This window comes from Streptococcus sanguinis (genome assembly GCF_008329445.1).
Classification (GTDB): Bacteria; Bacillota; Bacilli; order Lactobacillales; family Streptococcaceae; genus Streptococcus; species Streptococcus sanguinis_O.
On the sequence record NZ_VIBR01000001.1, the window covers coordinates 1 to 23211 of the forward strand.

19 protein-coding genes and 2 tRNA genes are annotated in these 23211 nt (G+C 41.6%); 13 read left to right on the top strand and 8 right to left on the bottom strand.

The window, feature by feature from the left end:
* Positions 1-122: 122 nt before the first annotated feature.
* Together FKX92_RS00005 and FKX92_RS00010 are read left to right on the top strand one after the other, a co-directional pair.
* Positions 123-196 (top strand) — tRNA-Arg (locus FKX92_RS00005).
* Between the two features lie 46 nt (positions 197-242).
* Positions 243-316, top strand: a tRNA-Pro gene (locus tag FKX92_RS00010).
* Positions 317-655: 339 nt separating this feature from the next.
* On the opposite strand, the gene FKX92_RS00015 is transcribed toward FKX92_RS00010, so the two are convergent.
* The 4 genes from FKX92_RS00015 to FKX92_RS00030 all read right to left on the bottom strand — a co-directional run bounded on the left by FKX92_RS00015 (position 656) and on the right by FKX92_RS00030 (position 3300).
* The gene (locus FKX92_RS00015; protein WP_149565146.1) at positions 656-973 is read right to left on the bottom strand and encodes a DUF960 domain-containing protein; all 318 of its coding nucleotides are present in this window, start codon (positions 971-973) and stop codon (positions 656-658) included.
* A 127-nt stretch (positions 974-1100) separates the two neighbouring features.
* Positions 1101-1634, bottom strand: a complete 534-nt coding sequence (gene ntdP / locus FKX92_RS00020) for a nucleoside tri-diphosphate phosphatase (protein ID WP_002920515.1) — start codon at positions 1632-1634, stop codon at positions 1101-1103.
* 86 nt (positions 1635-1720) lie between these two features.
* Positions 1721-2497, bottom strand: a complete 777-nt coding sequence (gene recX, locus FKX92_RS00025; protein WP_149565147.1) for a recombination regulator RecX — start codon at positions 2495-2497, stop codon at positions 1721-1723.
* 26 nt (positions 2498-2523) lie between these two features.
* Positions 2524-3300 carry an aminoglycoside 3'-phosphotransferase gene (locus FKX92_RS00030; protein WP_149565148.1) on the bottom strand — a complete coding sequence of 259 codons (777 nt, stop codon included), beginning with the start codon at positions 3298-3300 and terminating at the stop codon, positions 2524-2526.
* Between the two features lie 55 nt (positions 3301-3355).
* Here FKX92_RS00030 and rlmD point away from each other — a divergent pair, with 55 nt between their 5' ends.
* A complete protein-coding gene (rlmD, locus tag FKX92_RS00035; protein WP_011837396.1) occupies positions 3356-4726 on the top strand; it encodes a 23S rRNA (uracil(1939)-C(5))-methyltransferase RlmD in 1371 nt (456 codons plus the stop codon).
* 197 nt (positions 4727-4923) lie between these two features.
* On the opposite strand, the gene FKX92_RS00040 is transcribed toward rlmD, so the two are convergent.
* The 4 genes from FKX92_RS00040 to FKX92_RS00055 all read right to left on the bottom strand — a co-directional run bounded on the left by FKX92_RS00040 (position 4924) and on the right by FKX92_RS00055 (position 10682).
* Positions 4924-5628 (bottom strand): MIP/aquaporin family protein, encoded by a 705-nt coding sequence (locus tag FKX92_RS00040; protein WP_011837395.1) that lies wholly within the window; start codon positions 5626-5628, stop codon positions 4924-4926.
* Between the two features lie 68 nt (positions 5629-5696).
* A complete protein-coding gene (gene glpO / locus FKX92_RS00045; RefSeq protein ID WP_011837394.1) occupies positions 5697-7523 on the bottom strand; it encodes a type 1 glycerol-3-phosphate oxidase in 1827 nt (608 codons plus the stop codon).
* 67 nt (positions 7524-7590) lie between these two features.
* Entirely contained in the window at positions 7591-9099 is a 1509-nt protein-coding gene (gene glpK, locus FKX92_RS00050) for a glycerol kinase GlpK (protein WP_002914506.1), read from the bottom strand.
* A gap of 158 nt (positions 9100-9257) precedes the next feature.
* Positions 9258-10682, bottom strand: a complete 1425-nt coding sequence (locus tag FKX92_RS00055; RefSeq protein ID WP_149565149.1) for a helix-turn-helix domain-containing protein — start codon at positions 10680-10682, stop codon at positions 9258-9260.
* A 254-nt stretch (positions 10683-10936) separates the two neighbouring features.
* Here FKX92_RS00055 and FKX92_RS00060 point away from each other — a divergent pair, with 254 nt between their 5' ends.
* The 10 genes from FKX92_RS00060 (at position 10937) to gndA (ending at position 23206) form a co-directional block, all read left to right on the top strand.
* Positions 10937-11167 (top strand): DUF1858 domain-containing protein, encoded by a 231-nt coding sequence (locus FKX92_RS00060; protein WP_149565150.1) that lies wholly within the window; start codon positions 10937-10939, stop codon positions 11165-11167.
* Between the two features lie 2 nt (positions 11168-11169).
* A complete protein-coding gene (locus FKX92_RS00065) occupies positions 11170-12531 on the top strand; it encodes a DUF438 domain-containing protein (RefSeq protein ID WP_149565151.1) in 1362 nt (453 codons plus the stop codon).
* 26 nt (positions 12532-12557) lie between these two features.
* On the top strand, positions 12558-12812 hold the full coding sequence (locus FKX92_RS00070; protein ID WP_149565152.1) for a DUF1912 family protein: 255 nt from the start codon (positions 12558-12560) through the stop codon (positions 12810-12812).
* A 342-nt stretch (positions 12813-13154) separates the two neighbouring features.
* Positions 13155-13715 (top strand): GNAT family N-acetyltransferase, encoded by a 561-nt coding sequence (locus FKX92_RS00075; protein WP_149565153.1) that lies wholly within the window; start codon positions 13155-13157, stop codon positions 13713-13715.
* Complete coding sequence (locus FKX92_RS00080; protein ID WP_149565154.1) at positions 13715-14677, top strand: ribosome-binding factor A; 963 nt, start codon at positions 13715-13717, stop codon at positions 14675-14677. The genes FKX92_RS00075 and FKX92_RS00080 overlap by 1 nt, the downstream gene beginning before the upstream one ends.
* A gap of 12 nt (positions 14678-14689) precedes the next feature.
* Complete coding sequence (locus FKX92_RS00085; RefSeq protein WP_149565155.1) at positions 14690-17341, top strand: valine--tRNA ligase; 2652 nt, start codon at positions 14690-14692, stop codon at positions 17339-17341.
* A gap of 70 nt (positions 17342-17411) precedes the next feature.
* Positions 17412-18575: a DNA cytosine methyltransferase gene (locus FKX92_RS00090; protein ID WP_149565156.1), complete on the top strand. Its 1164-nt coding sequence runs from the start codon at positions 17412-17414 to the stop codon at positions 18573-18575.
* A 12-nt stretch (positions 18576-18587) separates the two neighbouring features.
* The gene (locus FKX92_RS00095; protein WP_149565157.1) at positions 18588-20705 is read left to right on the top strand and encodes an ATP-binding protein; all 2118 of its coding nucleotides are present in this window, start codon (positions 18588-18590) and stop codon (positions 20703-20705) included.
* A gap of 3 nt (positions 20706-20708) precedes the next feature.
* Positions 20709-21584 carry a hypothetical protein gene (locus FKX92_RS00100; RefSeq protein WP_149565158.1) on the top strand — a complete coding sequence of 292 codons (876 nt, stop codon included), beginning with the start codon at positions 20709-20711 and terminating at the stop codon, positions 21582-21584.
* Between the two features lie 197 nt (positions 21585-21781).
* On the top strand, positions 21782-23206 hold the full coding sequence (gene gndA, locus FKX92_RS00105; RefSeq protein ID WP_002905853.1) for an NADP-dependent phosphogluconate dehydrogenase: 1425 nt from the start codon (positions 21782-21784) through the stop codon (positions 23204-23206).
* The last annotated feature ends 5 nt before the right edge of the window (positions 23207-23211 follow it).

Consider the following 23211-nt stretch of genomic DNA (forward strand, 5'->3'; position numbering starts at 1 on the left):
GCTCAACTGGATAGAGTACCTGACTACGAATCAGGCGGTTAGAGGTTCGACTCCTCTAGGGTGCATTAAATTATTTGATTTTTTCTTAATTTTTGCTATAATGATTTTAATATGAATAGTGAGCACCCTTAGCTCAACTGGATAGAGTACCTGACTACGAATCAGGCGGTTAGAGGTTCGACTCCTCTAGGGTGCATTTGGAAGCGAAGTCTTAGGGCTCCGTTTTTAGATTGTTTAAGCACCGGGAAGTAGCTCAGCTTGGTAGAGTACTTGGTTTGGGACCAAGGTGTCGCAGGTTCGAATCCTGTCTTCCCGACTAGATAACATAGAAGATAGATGTACTAATCTATCTTTTTGTTTTTAAGAAAACTGTATTTACAGTATTTATGACTTAGCTTACATTGGATTTAATTAGCGATAGAATCTTTTAGAACTTCTGGTCTTGTCTCTTTATATAATCCTATTTGAAAGCAAGGGATTTGATTATTCAACTAGGTTTAGTTTGATTTTAAAGTCTAGTGTTCCAGAAGTTTAGTTTGTATCAAGCTGCTCAAATGTACTTTCCACTTGAGATGAGTAATATTAAAGATAAAAACCTCTGATAGCGGTGAATAGTTGCCTTCAGAGGTTTTTTATATGTGTTGAGTATGATTTACTACATCAAAGAGTATTCGTCAGATAGCATAATGGTTTCTTTGCCCTTGTTATCAACGATGTAGACTTTTCTAGGAAAGAAAGGGTCAAATTGATAGTTTAAATCAAATGAAATAATGGTGTTAAAGTTTTTTTGTGAGAATCGTAGAGATACTCTTCCTTTGCGGTTGATGATTTCGAACTTAAGGACTGGGCGGAGTTCAAAGACACCTTTGAGATTGTTATCGATGATATACCAGAATGAGTCGACAATTTCTTCAGGGAGGCTCGTCATGATGCCAAAGCTGGCATATCGGCCGAGAGTATTTGTAAATGCCATGGGAGACTCCTTTCTTACAGTCTGGATTTTCTTATATGATACCCGAAAATGCTTGAGATTGCAAGAATTTGAGCTCTGGTGAGACCGAATTAGACAAAAGAAAAAGAGCTTACGCTCTTTGACAACTTTATCGATTCTTTAGTTCAACATAACGTTTGTACCAAATATTGACATAAGCATCTGAAAATGGACCTCTTCCGTTGTTAATCCAATCAACTAGGATTTTGACATTTTCTTTGAGAATGAAATCCAAATCATCAGAATAGTGCATCTGTCTTTTGTGGCGTTCATATTCTTCTACATCCAACAGGCGTTTTTCACCATCAGCAAAGACTTTGACATCTAAATCATAGTCAATGTATTTTAGAGCTTCATTATCCAGATAGTAAGGACTGGCTAGGTTGCAGTAGTATGAAGTTCCATTGTCGCGAATCATGGCAATGATATTAAACCAGTATTTTTTATGAAAATAGACAATGGCTGGTTCACGTGTTACCCAACGTCGGCCATCACTTTCTGTTACCAGTGTGTGGTCATTAACACCAATAATGGCGTTTTCTGTTGTCTTTAGTACCATGGTATCTCGCCAGGTGCGGTGAAGATTCCCATCATGCTTATAACTTTGAATTGTAATAAAGTCGCCTTCTTTTGGAAGTTTCATAACTTACCAACTTTCTACAATTTATAAGTTTATCTTCTTTATTGTAACATATTTTCATAGAAATGCATAAGTTTTCATAGAAAATCTTAAAGATATTCTCTCAGAGCGCTAGCGATGTCGGAGAAATCATAGCCTTTGCGAGCTAGAGCTTGGGTCAGCCGCTGTTTTAAGTCATAGCCGTCGTACTTTTTTGAGTACTTGCGGTATTGCTTGTCTAGCTCTTTATAGAGAAGCTCTTGCTGATTTTCTTGGTCCTCTTCGATTTCCAAATGTTGATAGGCGGTTTTGGCTTGGCTATAGGAAAAACCTTTGTTTATCAAGGATTGAAGGATTTTATCTTGTAAGGCCTTGCAGGGCAGTTTTCCTTGGTATTTTTTGAGCAGCTTTTCGGCAACCTTGTCTGTTAGTTCAGCGAAATCAAACCGGCTCAATTCGTCTTCTATGATAGTGCTAGATATACCTTTTTGACTGAGTTTTTGCTTGAGAACAAAAGCGCCTTTGTCACCAGTGAGAAGGTTGGATTGGATAAAAGAATGAGCATATTTTCTATCATTAATCCAATTATCCTTTTTTAGATTATCCAGGACCTGGCTGATGATTTCTGGTTGGATGTCGTGCTGCGTTAAGAAGTCTTTAACTTCCTTAGCAGTTCTTTGCTTGAAGGAGAGATGGTAGAGAGCTAGATTTTTTCCGTAAGAAAATTGGGCATAGTCTTGAATTTCTGATAGCTCTTGCTCTGTGATTTCCATCCCTTTAGACAACATGAAGCGAACGATGGTGTCTTCTGTAATATAGAGCTTTTCACTGTCGTCCAACTCCAAGAGGTAGAGTCTTTTTTTCTTTTCGATTTTTGTGATTTTCATAAGAGATTTTGGTAGAATCCTTTCTTTTAGCCAAATGCTTCAAAGGCAGCTATCAAGCGCAGTTTGTCTGTATCAACATCCTTCCGGCCATAGTAGTCAAGAAATAGCTCTGCATATTGAGGATCAGATAAATTATAAGTAAGAGACCAGATTGCCCAGTAAAGGTCAATGTGGCGATTGCTAAGGCCAGCGAGGCCAACGTCGATAAAGCAGGAGAAGGTTGCTGCGTCTTTCAGAATGAAATTGGGCAAGCAGGCATCTCCATGAATCAAGGCGTCCGCCGTCAGTAGGTGTCCCTGTTCTTGGATAAGCTGGTATGCTTCCTCTCGACTTTGGATGTGGAATTGAGGCAGTAAGGCTTTTTGATAAAAGCAGCCTTTCTGATAATTTTCCTCTGCTTGCTCTTTATAGTGTTGGAGGCGATGCTGGATTGGGAAATGCTGGGGTTGGAGGCTGTGAAGTTTTCTGAGCGCGGCAGCCATCGTTTGGCAAAGTTCTTCTGGCTGTTGGAGAAAGGCGAGGGCGTCTTTGCCCTCGGCTTCTTTAGTCAGCAAGTAGTCTTTATCTGCTGTCAAGTAGTGAACGACAGGCACACCAAGCCCTTGCTCTTCAAACCATTTGGCAAGTGTGGCTTCTTGGGCTAACTGGTCTTTTTGGTCGATTTTCAAATAATAGCCCGTATCGGTATAGAAAACACTGGCTGCAGAATGTGAGGAGCTGTCGTAAAAGTTGGCTCCCTCTAGATAAGTTCGTATTTGCTCAGGGAATTGGGCTAGTGAAAGGGATATTTTTTCTGCTTTCATACTTTTATTGTAACATATTCTCAACTAATGCGAGGCGGCGTGGTATAATAGAATCATGAATGTGAAAGTGAAGCAAAGAATCCCTTTGAAAATTAAGAAAATGGGGATTAATGGGGAAGGGATTGGATTTTATAAGAAAACGCTGGTCTTTGTGCCAGGGGCTTTGAAGGGTGAAGAAGTCTACTGTCAGGTGACCAGGGTTCAGCGTAATTTCATCGAGGCCAAGCTCTTGACCATCAACAAGCGGTCAAAATTTCGGGTGGAAGCACCTTGTGAGATTTATGATAGCTGTGGGGGCTGTCAAATCATGCACCTCCATTATGACAAGCAGTTGGAGTTTAAGGAAGATTTGCTGCGTCAGGCCTTGAAAAAATTTGCGCCAGCTGGCTATGAGAACTATGAGATTCGTCCGACCATTGGTATGCAGGAGCCGCTCTATTATCGGGCTAAGCTGCAGTTTCAGACTCGGAAGTTCAAGGATGAGGTCAAGGCGGGGCTCTATGCCCAGAATTCCCACTATCTGGTCTCGCTGAAAAACTGTCTGGTTCAGGACAAGGTGACGCAACAGATCATAAATAAGGTGGCTCGGCTTTTAGGCAAGTATAGGCTGCCCATCTATGATGAGAGAAAGACTGCTGGAGTGCGCACCGTTATGATTCGCAGGGCCAGAAAGACAGGTCAGGTGCAGATGATTTTTGTGACGGGGCGTAAGCTGGACTTTTCTCCAGTCGTTCGAGACCTGGTGGCTGAATTTCCAGAGTTGGAGACAGTGGCGGTCAATTATCATACGAGCAAGTCCAGTGAGATTTACGGGGATAAGACAGAGATTATCTGGGGCGAGAAGGCCATCCAAGAAGGAGTGCTGGACTATGAGTTCTCCCTATCGCCTCGAGCTTTCTATCAGCTCAATCCTGAGCAGACAGAGGTGCTCTACGGGGAGGCGGTTAAGGCGCTGGATGTGACGAAAGAAGATCATTTGATTGATGCCTATTGCGGAGTGGGGACCATCGGCTTTGCCTTTGCTAAAAGGGTTAAGTCTCTGCGTGGCATGGACATCATCCCTGAGGCCATTGAAGACGCCAAGCGCAATGCAAAAAAGATGGGCTTTGACAATACACTCTACGAAGCTGGAACGGCAGAGGAGATTATTCCTCGTTGGTACGCTGAAGGTTATCGGGCGGATGCCTTGATTGTTGACCCACCGCGAACTGGTCTGGACGATAAACTGCTGGAGACGATTGTCCGTTATGCACCTGAAAAGATGGTCTACGTTTCCTGCAATGTCTCAACTCTGGCTCGGGATCTGGTCAAGCTTTGTCAGGTCTACGATGTCCACTACATCCAGTCGGTTGATATGTTTCCGCATACTGCTCGGACCGAGGCAGTAGTGAAATTGTCTAAGAGAAATAGCACTCGTTTGAGTTAATTAGAAACAGCTCGCTAAAGTTGATAAATCATTCTAAAAAGGACTTAGTTTTCTTGTAATACAGGGCTGAGTCTTTTCTTTTGTCAAAATTACAATGGTTTTTATCGGAAGAGTAAGTTCGGAAGGTTAGTCTCCGTCTAATCACTTAGTAAAAAAGAGAACACTCGTTAAGTGTTCTCCAATGGCAATCAGTTATATTAGAATAAACCGAAGACTAGGACTGCAAGGACGGCACCAATAATTGGTCCGACAACTGGAATCCAAGCATAGCTCCAATCACCATTTCCTTTGTTTGGAATCGGAAGGAGACTGTGCATGAGACGAGGTCCTAAGTCACGAGCTGGGTTGAGGGCATAGCCAGTTGTTCCACCAAGTGAGAGACCAATCCCGACAATCAATGTTCCGACTGCAAAAGTGCCAATGCCCGCTTGCAGCTTATAAAGTCCAAGAGCGAAGATAGTCAGCACAAGGACAAAAGTTCCAAGGATTTCGCTAATCAGGTTAGAGAAGGTATCTTTGATAGCTGGGCCTGTGCTGAATGTCCCCAGGACGTTAGCCGGATTTTCTTCAGCGAGATAGTGAGGTTTGAACTGTAGGAAGACGAGGAACTGTCCGACCATAGCACCTGCAAACTGAGCGAGGATGTAAGGAAGAACAGATGCCCAAGGCAAATCACCTTTCAGAGCTACTCCGATTGTTAGGGCAGGGTTCAGATGGGCTGGGCCAAGGTTGCCGGATACAAAAGCAGCGATAGCGACGGCAATCCCCCATCCCATGGTAATCACAACCCAACCTGAATTGTGACTCTTAGTTTTGGGAAGAACCACGCCTGCAACTACACCATTACCCAGAAGGAGCAAGAGCAGTGTTCCTAAAAATTCGCCAAATATTTCTTTCATCATTTATGTTACTCCATTTAAAAGAAGGGGTGGCAGACAGTTGTTTTGCCTACCGCCTCTTCTCGTATTTTCTATTTTTTTAATTCTTCTAAATCGTTATTTGCAAGGGCAGCTTGAACATCTTTTCGATAAGCTGCTTTTTCTTCTTCTGTCCAGTCGTAGAACCGTCCCATTTCATCCAGAACTGGCTCAACGATGCTATCTAAACTGTCCCGCATAAAGAGCATGTGGTTTGTCCGGCGCAGCAGGAAGTCAACAGGGCTGAGTGCTAATTCGTTACGCATAGCATAATGCAGTGACAAGGTATCCGCTAGGCTGAGACCTGGTGCTTGCTCGATGCTGTGTGCGAGGGCAAAGACTTTAGGAGCATTTGAACCGTAAAGGTTTGCAAGATAGAAGGCTTCTTTGCTGTCTAAGCCGCGTGAGACACCAAGTTGAGCAAAAGCTTCGATTTCGGAATCCACATTTGCTGGATTGAGCTCTCCGCCTGAAACAGGGTAGGTCTTAGAGTTGATGAGCTTGAAGCTGCGGTCAAATTCCGCTTTAAGGATTTCAACCACGCGCTCCATGGCGCCTTCAGCCATCTTACGATAGTCCGTAATCTTACCACCGGCAAGGGTCAAGAGGCCATTGTTATCACGTTCCAAGCTGGAACCGCGGGACACAGCAGATGGATCCAAGTGTTTTTCAGAAGTGCTGCTTTCGAGTTTGGTAACAGCCGCTTCGACATCCTCACGGGATTTTTCTTTAGCCAAATAGCTTTCAACGGTCGCAATCAGTGCATTGAAACTTTCGTCGCTAATGGTACCGTTGTTTCCGCCGTTGTAGTCAGAAGCACTGTTTCCTGCGATTAGAGGACGCAGGCCAGCCCAGCTACTTTCGATGTCGTCAATTGTGATGTTTGCTTCTGGGAAGCGATTATTGACAATGCCCAAGAGGTAATCTACATCTTCTTGTGTTACTTTTGGATGCTCCAGGTCACCAGTGTAGTCAGTGTCAGTCGTACCAAAGTAGGTTTTATTTTCACGTGGAAGAACAAAGACCATCCGGCCGTCTCCCAAGCCTGTGTCAAAGTAGACTGGCTGAGAAACCTTGATCTTGCTAGAGTCAACTACCAAGTGAACACCCTTGGTTGGACGCATTTGTGAGTATTGCTCACCATCATTTGACAGATTGCGCACCTTGTCGCTCCAAGGTCCAGTTGTGTTGATGACCAAGCGAGCCTTGATTTCAAAGACTTCATCCGTCAAGAGGTCACGCGCAACAACACCTGTAATCTTTCCGGATTCATCAAAGAGGAAGCCTTCTGCCTTAACGTGGTTGGCAATGAGAGCACCGTCTTGGTTGGCGCGTTTGATATTTTCAATCACAAGGCGAGCATCGTTGTTGCGGAAGTCAAGATAGACACCGCCGCCGACCAGGCCTTCCTTCTTGAGTTCAGGCTCCCGTTCTAGCACTTCTTCCTTACTCAAGACCTTGTTGGCAGCAGGAGTGTTGTTGACACCGGCCAAGAGGTCGTAGAGGTCCATAGCTACTTTAAGACGGAAGAGACTGAAGGTAGCGCCCTCTTCTTCGTAGACAGGAAGTAGCATTGGATCTGGTTTTGGAATATGAGGGGCAATTTGCTGTACCACAGCACGCTCAGAAACTGTATCTGAGACCACCTCTACGTCGAATTGCTTGAGGTAACGAAGGCCTCCGTGGACCAATTTGGTAGAACGGCTAGAAGTCCCTTCAGCAAAGTCCTGCATTTCAATCAGACCGGTCTCCAGTCCACTAGCTGCCGCTTGCAAGGCTACCCCAGCACCGGTAATCCCACCACCGATAATCAAGAGGTCCAAGGTGCGTTCCTGCATTTTTTTTATCGATAATTCACGTGTTTTCTTTGAAAATTCCATAATTACACACTTTCTAACTTAGTCGTTTCCTGCTTCTACTGACTTTTTTATCAAAAATAAATCAGTATCAGTCATCGATTTCTGCAAAGACTTGAGTTGCCTTAACGGCTTTTTTCCATCCTTTGTAGAGTTGTTCCTTGCGGGATTCATTCATAGATGGTTCAAAGAGTTCTCCGGTTTCATTGAGAGTGCGGAGTTCATCTAAGTCTTTCCAGTAGCCTACTGATAATCCTGCCAGGAAGGCTGCACCGAGAGCCGTTGTTTCTAAGTTTTTAGCACGGGCGATATCGATTCCCAAAATGTCAGCCTGGAACTGCATGAGGAAGTTGTTCATAGCAGCACCGCCGTCGACTTTGAGGACTTGAATAGCAGTCTTAGCATCCACCTGCATGGTATCGATGATGTCGCGTACTTGGTAAGCGATGGATTGAAGAGTAGCCTTGATAAAGTCTTCCTTGCTGGTTCCTCGGGTCAAGCCAAAGACAGATCCACGTGCATTTTGATCCCAGTATGGAGCGCCCAGGCCTGTAAAGGCAGGTACGACATAGACTTCGTCATTGTTGTGAGAATTGAGGGCATATTTTTCAGATTCTGGTGAATTTTCAACCATCCGAAGACCGTCGCGCAGCCATTGAATAGCACTTCCAGCAATGAAGATAGAACCTTCTAAAGCATAGTAAACTTTGCCATTAATTCCATAGCCAATGGTTGTCAAGAGGTTGTTTTCAGACAGCTGCATCTCTTCACCAGTATTCATGATGATGAATGAACCAGTTCCGTAAGTATTCTTGACCATGCCAGGCTCAAAAGCTAGCTGTCCAAAGAGAGCCGCCTGTTGGTCACCAGCCATACCAGAGATTGGAACTTCTCCGCCGTAGAAATGGAATGGAGCAGTCTTACCATAGATTTCTGAGTTAGAACGAACTTCTGGAAGCATAGCCTTTGGAATGTTAAGAATTTCCAAAATCTCATCATCCCATTTAAGATCCTTGATGTTATAGAGCATGGTACGGGCTGCATTTGAGTAGTCGGTCACGTGAGCCGCGCCGTCAGTTAATTTCCAAACCAGCCAGGTATCGATGGTACCAAAGAGCAATTCGCCCTTTTCAGCTCTTTCTTGCGCTCCCTCTACATGGTCCAAAATCCAGCGAACCTTGGTAGCAGAGAAGTAAGCGTCAATAATCAAACCAGTCTTTTCATGGAATTTTTCCACATAGCCTTGGCTTTTCAGCTGTTCAGCCAGAGGAGCAGTCTGACGAGATTGCCAAACGATAGCATTATAGATAGGAAGACCTGTATTTTTATCCCAGACGACAGTTGTTTCACGCTGGTTGGTGATTCCGATGGCTTCGATTTGGTTGGGTTTGACTCCACTTTCGATGAAGGCACCAGCGATAACAGACTGAACAGAGTTCCAAATTTCATTGGCATTGTGCTCAACCCATCCAGCTTGAGGGAAAATCTGAGTAAATTCTTTTTGACTGGAGCTAACTTTTTCTCCTTTTTTGTTAAAGATGATGGCGCGGGAACTAGTAGTTCCTTGGTCGATAGCCATGATGTATTTTTCTTGTGACATGAACTGTCCTCCTGGTAAAAATCTTGAGGTTGTTTCCTCTTACAGTAACTAGTATATAAAATAAAACGCTTTCTTTTTTATCAACTTTTTTAAAATTTTTAAAAAAATTGAGGAGATTGTGCGAAAATCACAAAGAAACCTGGATTTCTCCAAGTTTCTTAATGAAATATCATGTGACGGATTTGAGCCAAATCTTCCAAATCCAAGTCATTTTTTAAATAATAGATAGGAACCTGCTGGGCCCGATGAATAGGATTGTTGGTGATAATGAGGTCATAATTTCGGGTAAGGTCGTAGGATTCAATCGTAATAAAGCGATTGTACTCTAAGTACCGCCTTAAAATGGCTGTCATTCTAGAAACAACGATAAAGCTATCTATCAAGTCCATTCCTATCTTGATGACTTGACCGTCGTTTTCAGCAATGTACTCCATCAGCTGGAGCCATTCCCACAAAACCTTTTTATCCAGAGATGTTCCCTGCTGAAAAATAGGGAGTTTACTAAAAATAGTGTCTGCCACTTTTCGATAATCGTATTCGCTCCATAAGTAAGGATGGCGCAATTCCAGATCATGCTTGTATTTGTCTTGTAAGAGATAGCCTCTGAAAAGAAATACGCGGGCGCAGAGCTGACTGAGTTCGTAGGTCACCTGGTCTTCAATGTAGTCACCTAGCAAGTCCTGAGATTTCATCTCTTGAATCAGTTGCGTAATTAGACTGGCAATTTCACCGCCAAAGCCCAGTATATATTCCATGGTGTGCAGGGGTAAAATCCGATGGGAAAGCAGAAATGAAAAGAAAATCATCATTTCCCCATCTTCCTGACTTAGAGTAATGTGCTGCCCGGCAAAGAAATCATTAGTCCGGCGATGCAAGCGTTGGTAGAAGATATTTTCAAAATAGCCCTGCATTTTCTGCTCAATGTTTTGGAATTGACAGGCATTGACTCTTAGGCGCTGTTGAGTGATATGTGCCCAAAGAGCCAAGTCTAATCGCTGTCCTTGAGAGAGCTGGGCTCCACAGAGTTCTTCTAAGACGGCAACTTCCTGCCTTCTTTCTGATTTTTGAAGTTCCTTTTCCCAATCTCGACTAGACCAAACCTTGCGAAAGAGGCAGAAATAAAAATAGCGGATCTGGTGCTCTGGCCCTTTCAAGCGGCCGTTTTGGATAGATAGCTCAAACTCTGATAAAATCTGATTTAAACCGGATATATGACGGCCGAGTGTTGCTTCACTGATCATGAGCTCTTGGGCTAATTGATGGGCTAAAAACTGCTGATGGTAGAGCAGGTAGGTTAAAATCTGATATTTGACGGCATTGCCCAAAAAGAGTCTGCGAATATCCCGTCCCTTGGTATCCGGTCCGACAGACAGACTGAGTGTTTCGTCCTGAAGCTGGATGGATAAGGCTGCATGATGGTTCGCCTTGTCGTTAATCAGGCTAATGTACTTGGTCAAGGTTGCTTTCGAGAAGCCTGTTTCAGACATAACGTCCTTCAAACTGGATGTAGAATGCTGCTGTAAATAGGACAGGACAATAAACTGCCCCGCTTCACTCTTTTCCATTAAGTCTGCAAGATACATACGAAAACCCTCTCAATTCACTAATCTTAGCTTATCACAAAAGGGAAAAAAGACGAAGCAATGTGCTTTATATTTTCTTATCGTTGTATAAGTAAATAATAAACTGAAACAATCTGTCATCATGTATATCTTAATTCGCTATTCCATTTCTTTTGAACAAGTATAAGAGGAGCAGACACTCACACTTTTTTTGCTTTGAGTCTGATAGCTTTTTTATGGTATAATTGTAGAAAAATAAGGATGAGGGAGCAGCTATGGATAATGTGATTGATTTGTCTATTCCAGTGGCAGAAGTGATTGAGAAGCAACCTGAAGTTTTGGATGTTTTGGTCGAGTTGGGCTTTACGCCTCTGGCCAATCCTGTCATGCGCAATACAGTCGGGCGCGTGGTTTCTATCAAAAAAGGCGCTGGTATGAATGGCATTGACCTGAATAAAATCAAGCGAACTCTGGAATTAAACGGCTATGAAGTGGTGGGGATTTAGGAATGGCTACTGAACGCATTGAAGTCCTCAAGTCTATCTTGCTGGACCTACATAATGGAGCTTCTGCAGAGTCAGTTCAGGAGCTTTTCAACGAGCATTTTGCAGGTGTATCCGCTATTGAAATCAGCCTGATGGAGCATGAGCTAATGAACTCAGATACGGGAGTGACCTTTGAAGATGTCATGTCTCTCTGCAATGTCCATGCCAACCTCTTTAAAGGTGCCATTCAGGATGTAGAGGTGGCGGATACTGACCATCCAGGCCATCCGGTTCAGATCTTCAAGCAAGAAAATCTAGCGCTTCGAGCTGCCCTCATGCGGGTTCGCAGGCTCCTATCTACCTATGAAAACACAGAAGATGAGGAGTTTCTTCCTGAAATCCGCAAGGGACTCCAGCGCCAGCTGGGTTTGGTAGGACAGTTTGATATCCACTATCAGCGCAAGGAAGAGCTCATGTTTCCCATCATGGAGAGCTACGGCCACGATTCGCCGCCCAAGGTCATGTGGGGGGTGGATGATCAGATTCGAGACCTTTTCCAAGAGGCTAAGGTTGCTGCAGAGCAGCTGCCTGGTACTTCGATTCAAGAAGTCAAGGACAAGTTTGAGACTTTTGCTGCTGAGTTTGAAGCTATGATTTTTAAGGAAGAGTCTATCCTTCTCATGATTCTCCTCGAGTCCTTTCATCAGGATGACTGGCTCAAGATTGCTGAGGAGAGCGATGCTTATGGTTATGCCATCGTCAAGCCAACGGAGAAATGGATTCCTGCGCGGCACTCATTCTCGGAGGAGGAAGCTGGGGATGCTGCTGATGAAGGAAGCGAAGCGCCAGCCAGTATAGAACAGACTAGTGATGGCAGGTTTCAGCAGGTCATTGATACGCCGGATGGTCAGGTCACCATTTCCTTTAAGCCTAAGGAAAAGAAGGAGCAAACCTTTAATCGGGACTCACAACAGCCTTTTGGCCATGGCTATTTGTCTGTGGCGGAGGCCAATCTGATTTTGGATCATCTGCCCATGGAGATTACCTTTGTCAATAAGGACGATATTTTTCAGTATTATAATGACAGTGTGTCGGCGGATGAGATGATTTTCAAGCGGACGCCGTCCCAGATAGGGCGCAATGTCGAGCTCTGTCACCCGCCCAAGTTTTTGGATAAGGTACGGCGGATTTTCAATGCTCTGCGTGAGGGAGAGAGGGACAAGTTTGAGATGTGGTTCAAGTCGGAATCACGGGGCAAGTTTGTCCATGTGACCTATGCGGCGGTGCGGGATGAGGCCGGTGAATTTCAGGGGGTGCTGGAGTATGTACAGGACATTCAGCCCTTCCGTGACATTGACAGTGATTTTTACCGAGATTTGGACTAGCTATTTGCAGTTAGAAAGTGAGAAAAATGAGTTACGAACAGGAATTTTTACAGGAGTTTGAAGCTTGGGTCAAGACCCAGGTCATGATTAACGAGATGGCCCTCAAGGAGAGTCAGGCAGTCTACGAGTCGGACCAGGACGAGCGGGCCAGGGAAGCGGCTATTCGCTATGAGAGTCGTCTCGATGCCTACCAGTTCCTTTTAGGAAAATTCGCTAACTATCAGGCGGGCAAGGGATTTCATGACCTGCCAGATCGACTTTTGGGGGAGAGAAATTATTGATTTTTCGCTGGAAAGGTGATAGAATGGGTTCATCAGAGGTGTTTTGAGTCAAGCATTTTACAGAAAGTGGCGGTGCTGAGAAATCCACAAATGTGTCAAGACTGGTTGCTGATGAGATGAAAAATTGAAATAAAAGTGTCTTTTTGTTTTCTTTTAGGACTAGGCAGCGAGTTGCAGGCTATACTAGCATATGCCAAAGCGACTTAACGACGTCATAAATGAGAAAGAAGAAGAGAAAAGTTGCGGGCATCTGCCCGAAATTGGGTGGTACCGCGGATAAACACATTCGTCCCTGTCATGTAGATGGCAGGGGCGATTTTTTATAGAAAGCGAGGGAGAAGGATGACAAGAGCAGAGTTGCCAGAAAGAATCGAAACAGAACGTCTTCTTTTACGAGTCCGCACCGTGGCTGATGCAGTGGATATCTTTGACTATGCCAGTCGGCCAGAAGTCTCCTATCCAGCAGGCTTTCCGCCCGTCCAGACCTTGGAAGATGAGATTTATTATCTAGAGCATATTCTGCCCGAGCGCAATCAAAAGCAAAATCTCCCAGCGGGCTACGGGATTGTCGTCAAAGGGACGGATAAAATGGTTGGCTCTGTTGATTTCAACCATCGCCATGAAGATGATGTGCTGGAGATTGGCTATATCTTGCATCCAGACTATTGGGGCTTAGGATATGTGTCAGAAGCAGCGCGTGCCTTGATTGACCTGGCTTTTAAAGAATTGAATCTACATAAAATTGAATTGTCTTGCTTTGGCTATAATCTTCAAAGTCAACGAGTCGCTGAGAAACTTGGCTTTACTCTTGAAGCTCGCATCCGAGAACGCAAAGATGCCCGAGGCAATCGCTGTGATGATTTGAGATATGGCTTGCTGAGGAGTGAGTGGGAGGTAATTTGATGTCTGAAGAAGACAAACAATTAATCTCATTATCAGAGGAGCAGTTACGTCAAATTGATGAGCAATACTCTGAATTAAATGATAGTGATATTATCGAGCAATTAGCTTATTTAGAAATTAACAACAATGAAAAACGTATTGTAATCTCTGATATTGAACCAACCAAGGAAATAATGTCAGTCTCGAACCAAATTTTTGAGATTCAAAAGGATTTTCAAAAAATCAAGAATATGTTCGAATTGTTTATTTCAGATGTCTCGGATTTTTTAAGTATTAAGAATAAACTTGAGTCAAAGGAATTAGAAATTGAAGAGGCAGACGTGAATCGTTTCATGATTCATTTATTATCCAGTGGAAAATTGTTTGTCGATTTTAACGAAAACCAAATTAAACAAAAATATTCCAAGGATAGTGAGGAGTTTGATTGTATACATGGTTTTGCAAGCTATCAGTATGATACCAATTTTGCTTATCGATTTTGCCATTCTTTGAGGAATTATTCACAACATATTGACTTACCAATAAATGAAGTAAAAGCTATTAGCCCAGATGATGAAACTGTTATAATCGATTTCTATATTGATTTAGATTATCTTTTAAATTCCAACTTTAAATGGAAAAAATTGAAAGTGGAGTTGATAAAACTAAACCAAGAAACATCTAAGATTGATGCTATAGCCCTAGTGAAAGAATACTTTAATGCTCTCACAGAGCTCTATGGTAATTATAATAAGTTGTTTTTAAAGTTAAACCATAATACATTAGTAGATATTAAATCAAAGTTGAAAGCATTAAAATTGAAACACTCTAGGTATTATATTTCAAAGATAAGCAAGTACGATCTCAAATATAATCCTGGAAATTATACTATGTCACCACTTGCAGCATTTGCTGAAATTGAAGAGATTTATATTGAACTTTCAAAAATTGGTTTGGTTAAAATTATCAATAAAAGTAATTAAAGGAGAATACACATGTCTAAAGAACTTTCACCTAAATACAATCCAGCCGAGGTTGAGGCTGGTCGTTATCAAAAATGGCTTGATGCTGATGTTTTCAAGCCTTCTGGAGATCAAAAGGCTAAGCCTTATTCGATCGTGATTCCACCACCAAACGTTACTGGGAAACTCCACCTTGGTCATGCTTGGGATACGACCTTGCAGGATATTATCATTCGTCAAAAACGCATGCAAGGCTTTGATACGCTTTGGCTTCCGGGGATGGACCACGCGGGGATTGCCACTCAGGCTAAGGTCGAGGAGCGTTTGCGGGAGCAAGGAATTTCCCGCTATGACCTCGGTCGTGAGTCTTTCTTGACTAAGGTCTGGGAATGGAAAGACGAATATGCGACGACCATCAAGGAACAATGGGGCAAGATGGGCCTATCTGTAGACTACTCTCGCGAGCGTTTCACTCTTGACGAAGGTTTGTCAAAAGCGGTTCGCAAGGTCTTTGTGGAGCTTTACAAGAAAGGCTGGATCTACCGTGGCGAGTTTATCATCAACTGGGATCCAGCAGCTCGCACAGCTCTGTCTGATATCGAGGTCATCCACAAGGATGTTGAAGGTGCCTTCTACCACATGAACTACATGCTAGAAGATGGGTCACGCGCTCTTGAAGTTGCGACTACTCGTCCTGAGACTATGTTCGGAGACGTTGCCGTTGCGGTCAATCCAGAAGACCCACGCTACAAGGACTTGATCGGTAAAAATGTTGTCCTTCCAATCGCTAATAAATTGATTCCAATCGTTGCGGATGAACATGCAGATCCTGAATTTGGTACAGGTGTCGTGAAAATCACGCCTGCCCACGATCCAAACGACTTCTTGGTTGGTCAACGCCATAACTTGCCACAAGTCAATGTTATGAATGACGACGGGACCATGAATGACTTGGCCTTAGAATTTGCAGGCATGGATCGTTTTGAAGCCCGCAAAGCGGTTGTCAAGAAACTGGAAGAAATCGGTGCTCTTGTTAAAATCGAAAAACGTGTCCATAGTGTTGGTCACTCAGAGCGGACTGGTGTTATGGTTGAGCCGCGTCTATCTACCCAATGGTTCGTCAAGATGGACCAATTGGCTAAGAATGCCATTGCCAACCAAGATACAGAAGACAAGGTTGAGTTCTACCCGCCACGCTTCAACGATACCTTCCTGCAATGGATGGAAAATGTCCATGACTGGGTAATTTCCCGTCAGCTCTGGTGGGGTCACCAAATCCCAGCCTGGTATAATGCAGACGGCGAAATCTATGTGGGCGAAGAAGCTCCAGAAGGTGACGGATGGACTCAGGACGAAGATGTCTTGGATACTTGGTTCAGTTCTGCTCTCTGGCCATTCTCAACCATGGGCTGGCCTGATGTCGACTCAGAAGACTTTAAACATTACTTCCCAACTTCAACCTTGGTAACAGGTTACGACATCATCTTCTTCTGGGTATCTCGGATGATCTTCCAATCTCTGGAGTTCACTGGTCGTCAGCCATTCCAAAACGTGCTCATCCACGGTCTCATTCGGGATGAGGAAGGACGCAAGATGTCGAAATCTCTCGGTAACGGGATTGATCCTATGGATGTCATTGACAAATACGGTGCCGATGCCCTGCGTTGGTTCCTGTCAAATGGCTCTGCCCCTGGCCAAGACGTCCGCTTCTCTTACGAGAAAATGGATGCTTCTTGGAACTTTATTAACAAAATCTGGAACATTTCCCGCTATATCCTTATGAACAATGAAGGCTTGACCCTTGAGCAAGCAACTGCCAATGTTGAAAAAGTTGCCAACAAGGAAGCTGGCAATGTCACTGACCGCTGGATTCTCCACAACCTCAACGAAACCATTGGTAAGGTCACTGAAAACTTCGATAAGTTTGAGTTTGGTGTGGCTGGTCACATCCTCTACAACTTCATTTGGGATGAATTTGCGGACTGGTATGTGGAGCTGACCAAGGAAGTGCTTTACAGCGATAATGAAGACGAGAAAGTCATCACTCGCTCTGTCCTCCTCTACACGCTGGACCAAATCCTGCGCCTGCTTCACCCAATCATGCCTTTCGTGACTGAGGAAATCTTTGGTCAAATCTCAGAAGGCACCATTGTGACAGCGGCTTATCCAGTGGTTCGTCCAGAGTTTGAAAATGCCGAGGCAGCAGCTGGCGTGGAATCCCTTAAGGAACTGATTCGTTCGGTGCGCAATAGCAGAGCTGAGGTCAATGTGGCGCCAAGCAAGCCGATTACCATCTTAATTAAGACGACAGATAGTGCGCTGGAAACCTTCTTCAAGGATAATGTCAACTACATCAAACGCTTTACCAATCCTGAGCATTTGGAAATCGCGGCAGACCTTGCAGTACCAGAGCTGGTCATGTCTAGCATCATTACAGGCGCAGAAATCTATCTGCCGCTGGCAGATCTCCTCAATATCGAGGAAGAACTGGCTCGTCTCGAAAAAGAACTAGCCAAGTGGCAGAAAGAACTGGATATGGTCGGCAAGAAACTCTCTAACGAGCGTTTCGTAGCCAACGCCAAACCAGAAGTTGTCCAAAAAGAACGCGACAAACAAGCCGACTACCAAGCCAAGTACGATGCGACTGTGGCGCGGATTGAGGAGATGAAGAAGTTGGTTAAATAAGTACAAAAACACGGTGGAATGCCGTGTTTTTTGGTATAATAGTCTTACTAGAGTTTAAAAAGGATAAATTATGATTAATGTAATTGATTTATTTTCTGGTGCTGGAGGTTTAACCTTTGGTTTTCAGAAAAAAATTGAAAATAATGTTTTTGTTTCTAGAGAAGATTTTAATATTCGATTTGCCAATGAGTTTAATTCTGATGCTGCTGAAGCATTTAGACAAAATTACCCAAAGATTACCATGATAGAAGATGATATTGCGAATATTGATAAATTATTTTTAAAGAAAAATGGAATTAATTTTAAAGGAGTTGATTTAGTTATAGGTGGTCCACCATGTCAATCATTTAGTACGGTTGGCAAGAGGCAGTATGATAAGAGAGCAAAAATGTATCGTGAATATCGAAGGATACTTTCATTTATCCAACCTAAAATGTTTGTTTTTGAAAATGTTTATGGTTTGTTAACCATGAAAAATGAGCAAAATGGACCAATTATTCGAAATGTAAAAGAAAGTTTTAAAGATTTATCTAGCTTTGGAGATGTTCATGGATATAATGTTTATACAAAATTACTTAATGCTAAGGACTACGGCGTTCCACAAAATAGAGAACGAGTCTTTTTGATTGGTGTAAGAAATGATTTAAATATTGAGTTTGAATGGAGTTTTCCAGAAAAACATACTTCTAAAAATCCCTTCAATTTAAGGGATGCTATTGGAGATTTACCTAGTTTAGGAAATAATGATAGAGCGGACCAATATGTGGAAGATCCACTAACTGATTATCAAATTTTAATGAGAGGTAATCAAGATAAGTTATTTAATCATGTAAGCCGGAATCATGGAGAAAGATTGCAGAGAATTATGGCTGCGCTTAAGGAAGGACAAGGTAAGAATGATATAAATAGAATGGTAGAAGATGGATTGTTAGATAGAGACCTTTATTTAACCTCAGGATATCGTAATACTTATGGTCGATTGTGGTGGGATAGACCTTCAACGACTATAACAAATAATTTATCAACCCCATCTTCCTTACGTTGCATTCATCCTAGCCAAAATAGAGCTTTGACTGCCAGGGAAGGTGCAAGAATACAATCTTTTCCAGATAATTATAAGTTTGTCGGAGGTCTACAAGCAATTAATACCCAGATTGGTAATGCTGTTCCTCCAATTTTAAGTATTCATTTAGCGAATAGAATAAAAGATTTCTTTGAAGAAAACAACTTGTGAAAAGGAACTACTATGACAGAAAACAACACAATCCAATTTAATTTTTCGTATTTTGCTTTAAACTTACTCGGAAAACAGATGTATACTAATAATTGGAGTGCAATATCTGAATTAATAGCTAATAGTTTAGACGCTGGGGCTGCGAATGTAAAACTTTATATAGAGTCAATCGACAAGGAAAATTCAATATTAGAAATTTTGGATAATGGAAGCGGAATGAGCTATGATGATTTAACGACTAAATATGCCTTAATCGGAAGAAATCGGCGTTTGTCAAATGAGGAACTTTCTGAAAAGACAAAAGGAAGAAAAGGAATAGGGAAATTAGCAACACTGTTTTTATCAAAAAAATATTATATTGTATCTAAAAAAGATGGAATTGAATCGGCGTGGATGTTAGATTCAACAAATGCATCTGATAGTGATATTCCTGAATTAATTCGCGTAAATATTGATGATGTATGTATTGAAAATAGAGATATTTGGGATTCATTTGAATCAGGAACTTTAATAAAATCAATCGGAGTTAATTTAGTAGGATTTGCAGAGGGAAAATTAGATTCATTGAAGATGACTTTAGCCAATTACTATTTGTTAGATAATATTGGTGCTGATATTGAAGTTGCTTATAAGACTAAACAGGAACAGGAAATAATCTTTTCAAAGGTTTCTAAAGTTATTGGATTTAAAAATTTTTATGCTTTTTTTCAAACTTCAGAAAATTTAATTGATGGTGGGTTATTAAATGACTCAGTGAAAATAAGTGCAGATTTAGAGCAAGTGTCTAAAAAAAAGCGAAAGGTAAAAAGATTAACTCCTTCAGATATCGCTAAGATTGATTTGAAAGGGAAAAGAAAATTTTCTACTATAAATGGAGATTATAGGGAATTTGAGTATGAATTAACAGGATGGATAGGAATCCATAGCACAATAAATATGCTAGAAGCGGATGAAAATACAGGAGATGGGGAAAGTAATAGATTTATAAGAAATTCCGTCTACAAAGCTAATCAGTTAAGGCTTTATGTGAGAGATAAATTGGCAGTTTCAAATTTCATGCCACAGTTGAATAATACTCAGGCTTTCAGTAATTATATCGAAGGAGAAATATCATTTGACATTTTAGACAATGATTTCTTAGAGGATATTTCGACTTCAAATCGTGAAGGATTATCAGGAAATGATGAAAGAATTACTTTATTAATTGAATTACTAAAGCCGATTGTCAATAAATTAATCAGTGAACGTGTTAATATAGGCAGTATGGTTCGTAAAGAAGTAGAAAAGATTAGACAAGAAGAGAGGGAGGAGGCTGAAAGAAAAGAACGGCTTGCTGAGGAAAAACGTAGGCAAGAAGAGGAGGCGAAAATAATTGCTGAGCGGCGACATCAAGAGGCAGAATTTGCTCGAAAAATAGCCGAGACAAAACAACAAGAAGCGGAAATTGCTAGAGATATGGCCGAAAAAGAAAATCAAAGGAAAGATGTTTTAATTGAAAAAAATAATTCTGTGCAACAAAATTTATTGACTCATGAATTAACTGGAATTTATAAAAATATAAACTCAGTTAATAAAAAGATAGTTGCTGATTTTAAATCCACTGGAGATTTTGACAGAGTGAGTGGGTATGTAGTAAGTTTAAAAAAATCCTCAGGGAAGTTATATACAATAAAAAATCAAATACTTAAACTAAGTACCTCTGAAGTAAAGGGGAAAAAATATATTAATATAAAAAAATATATGCAAAGTTATTTGGATAGTTTGAGTTATAGAGAGATTGATATTTTGACCGATTTTTCAGATGTTCCTCATATGTCTAGGGTGAATATATTTGATTTAGGCATGATACTCGATAATTTTATAATCAATGCAATGGATCAAGATGCTGATAAAATTATTTTCAAATTTATTGATGAAAAGAATTGTTTGATTATTTCTTCAAATAAACCATTAGCATCTGAGATTGACAATAAGGACGATATATTTAGATTAGGTTTTACAACAAAAGAAAACGGAACGGGAGTAGGGATGTATATCATAAAACAAACATGCCATAGATATAGGTGGGAAATTGTAGTAGATTCAGACGAGAACAAAACATGCTTTAAAATTAATTTAGGTGGTAATTAAAAAATGCGTAGAGATATCAGTATTATTTGGCTTGAAGATGAGATGGAAGATGCATTTTCAGAACATTTAAGTATTGTTAAAGAATCAATTGAATATAAGGGATATCAATTATTAGATGAAAATTGTCATTTATGTGAGACTATTGAACAGGCAAGAGAAATATTGAATGATAGCTCCAAAAGAATTGACTTCTTTATTTCAGATTTTAATTTGGGAGACGATGAGGGGCAAAGTGGTATTGACAATGGAATTGAATTTTTAAACGATGTAAGGAATAAAAACAAATTTAAACAATTTTTTATCTTATATTCAAAAAATTATGAGGAAATAAAACAAACAGTTATTACAAAAATTGAAACGGAAGATAATCTAGGATTATTGAATAATACGATGATTATCAATTTATCTTCACCAAGTGACGAAGTAATTAAACGGGAATTCAACAAGGCCGTAGAGATTAGTTTGTCAAAGTGGGATGAACTAAATGCTCTGAGGGGAGAATACATGAGTGAAAATGCTGAAATAGAACATGAATTAAAAACAATATTGGGAGTTCAACTTGAGGATCACAGAAATTATAAATCTCTTTACACAGATTTTAAAAATACTCACCTTAGCTATCGTGATATAAAAGACAATGATCAATTGTTGACAGAATGGTTTCAAATGATAAAGAAACGAAATGCATTGGCTCATTCTAAAGAGCAGTTTAGTAGTGAGCATGATGGTTATGTAATATCGACAATTGAAGAGGGGAATGTACAAATTTTAGAATGTACGATTGATAGTGAACGAAAAACTTTAATAGATTTAACAGAAAAAGTAAAAACATTGATACAGTCAAGGCCCAAAGTGTTACGAGGAAGCAAAAGGCCATGACACATAAAATTTACCCCAATTGTTTTCTATATGAGCTTTAAAGAATTCGCAATAATGTTTTTAAAAGAGTAGGCAAGTTCAGTTACATCTGTACTTGTTTTTCTCCCCATCCCCCCTCACAATCCGTCACCGACTTAATACTTTCTTTTAAGCCTTAAAAATGATAAAATAAGACAAACAAACTATAGGAGAACATAATGACTAAAGCAAATTTTGGTGTTGTTGGTATGGCTGTTATGGGCCGTAACCTTGCCCTAAATATCGAATCTCGTGGCTATACAGTTGCCATCTATAACCGCTCAGCAAATAAGACGGAGGATGTTGTTGCCTCTCATCCGGAGAAGAACTTTGTGCCAAGCTATGATGTAGAGTCTTTTGTAAACTCTATCGAAAAACCACGTCGGATTATGCTGATGGTTCAAGCTGGTCCTGGTACAGATGCGACTATTCAGGCCTTGCTTCCTCACTTGGATAAGGGTGATATCCTGATTGACGGTGGGAATACTTTCTACAAAGATACCATTCGCCGTAATGAAGAGTTGGCTAACTCTGGTATTAACTTCATCGGTACAGGTGTTTCCGGAGGTGAAAAAGGCGCATTGGAAGGACCATCTATTATGCCAGGTGGTCAAAAAGAAGCTTATGAGTTGGTAGCCGATGTCTTGGAAGAAATCTCTGCTAAAGCTCCTGAAGACGGTGCACCATGTGTGACCTATATCGGTCCTGATGGTGCTGGTCACTATGTAAAAATGGTCCATAACGGGATTGAATACGGAGATATGCAGCTGATCGCTGAGAGTTATGACCTTATGCAGCACTTGCTGGGACTTTCAGCTAGTGAAATGGCAGACATCTTCACAGAGTGGAACAAAGGCGAGTTGGATAGCTATCTGATTGAGATTACAGCGGATATCTTGACACGGAAGGACGATGAAGGTCAAGCTGGCCCAATCGTTGACTATATTCTGGATGCGGCTGGTAATAAAGGAACTGGTAAGTGGACCAGTCAATCTTCTTTGGATCTAGGTGTGCCGCTGCCACTGATTACAGAGTCAGTCTTTGCGCGTTACATTTCTACTTACAAAGATGAGCGTGTGGCTGCTAGCAAGGTATTGCCAAAACCAGCTGCTTTCACCTTTGAGGGAGATAAGGCAGAGTTGATTGAAAAGATCCGCCAGGCTCTTTACTTCTCAAAAATCATGTCTTATGCTCAAGGTTTTGCTCAATTGCGTGTAGCTTCTAAGGAAAATAATTGGAATCTGCCGTTCGGTGAGATTGCTTCTATCTGGCGTGCTGGCTGTATCATCCGTGCCCGCTTCCTTCAGAAAATTACAGACGCTTACGGCCGTGATGCTGACCTTGCAAACCTGCTCTTAGATGAATACTTCATGGATATTACGGCTAAGTATCAGCAGGCAGTACGTGATGTTGTCAGCTTAGCTGTGCAAGCGGGAGTACCAGTGCCAACCTTCTCCAGTGCCATTGCTTACTTTGATAGCTACCGTGCGGAAAATCTGCCAGCTAATCTGATTCAGGCGCAGCGTGATTACTTTGGTGCTCATACATACAACCGTAAAGACAAAGAAGGTACCTACCACTATTCTTGGTACGACGAAAAATAGGATAG

Coding starts and splice junctions, on each gene's coding strand:
- FKX92_RS00085 (WP_149565155.1), top strand. CDS start 14,690: ATGTCTAAAGAACTTTCACCTAAATACAATCCAGCCGAGGTTGAGGCT.
- FKX92_RS00090 (WP_149565156.1), top strand. CDS start 17,412: ATGATTAATGTAATTGATTTATTTTCTGGTGCTGGAGGTTTAACCTTT.
- FKX92_RS00015 (WP_149565146.1), bottom strand. CDS start 973: ATGGCATTTACAAATACTCTCGGCCGATATGCCAGCTTTGGCATCATG.
- FKX92_RS00080 (WP_149565154.1), top strand. CDS start 13,715: ATGTCTGAAGAAGACAAACAATTAATCTCATTATCAGAGGAGCAGTTA.
- FKX92_RS00040 (WP_011837395.1), bottom strand. CDS start 5,628: ATGATGAAAGAAATATTTGGCGAATTTTTAGGAACACTGCTCTTGCTC.
- FKX92_RS00075 (WP_149565153.1), top strand. CDS start 13,155: ATGACAAGAGCAGAGTTGCCAGAAAGAATCGAAACAGAACGTCTTCTT.
- FKX92_RS00055 (WP_149565149.1), bottom strand. CDS start 10,682: ATGTATCTTGCAGACTTAATGGAAAAGAGTGAAGCGGGGCAGTTTATT.
- glpO (WP_011837394.1), bottom strand. CDS start 7,523: ATGGAATTTTCAAAGAAAACACGTGAATTATCGATAAAAAAAATGCAG.
- FKX92_RS00060 (WP_149565150.1), top strand. CDS start 10,937: ATGGATAATGTGATTGATTTGTCTATTCCAGTGGCAGAAGTGATTGAG.
- recX (WP_149565147.1), bottom strand. CDS start 2,497: ATGAAAATCACAAAAATCGAAAAGAAAAAAAGACTCTACCTCTTGGAG.
- FKX92_RS00070 (WP_149565152.1), top strand. CDS start 12,558: ATGAGTTACGAACAGGAATTTTTACAGGAGTTTGAAGCTTGGGTCAAG.
- FKX92_RS00095 (WP_149565157.1), top strand. CDS start 18,588: ATGACAGAAAACAACACAATCCAATTTAATTTTTCGTATTTTGCTTTA.
- FKX92_RS00065 (WP_149565151.1), top strand. CDS start 11,170: ATGGCTACTGAACGCATTGAAGTCCTCAAGTCTATCTTGCTGGACCTA.
- rlmD (WP_011837396.1), top strand. CDS start 3,356: ATGAATGTGAAAGTGAAGCAAAGAATCCCTTTGAAAATTAAGAAAATG.
- ntdP (WP_002920515.1), bottom strand. CDS start 1,634: ATGAAACTTCCAAAAGAAGGCGACTTTATTACAATTCAAAGTTATAAG.
- FKX92_RS00030 (WP_149565148.1), bottom strand. CDS start 3,300: ATGAAAGCAGAAAAAATATCCCTTTCACTAGCCCAATTCCCTGAGCAA.
- gndA (WP_002905853.1), top strand. CDS start 21,782: ATGACTAAAGCAAATTTTGGTGTTGTTGGTATGGCTGTTATGGGCCGT.
- glpK (WP_002914506.1), bottom strand. CDS start 9,099: ATGTCACAAGAAAAATACATCATGGCTATCGACCAAGGAACTACTAGT.
- FKX92_RS00100 (WP_149565158.1), top strand. CDS start 20,709: ATGCGTAGAGATATCAGTATTATTTGGCTTGAAGATGAGATGGAAGAT.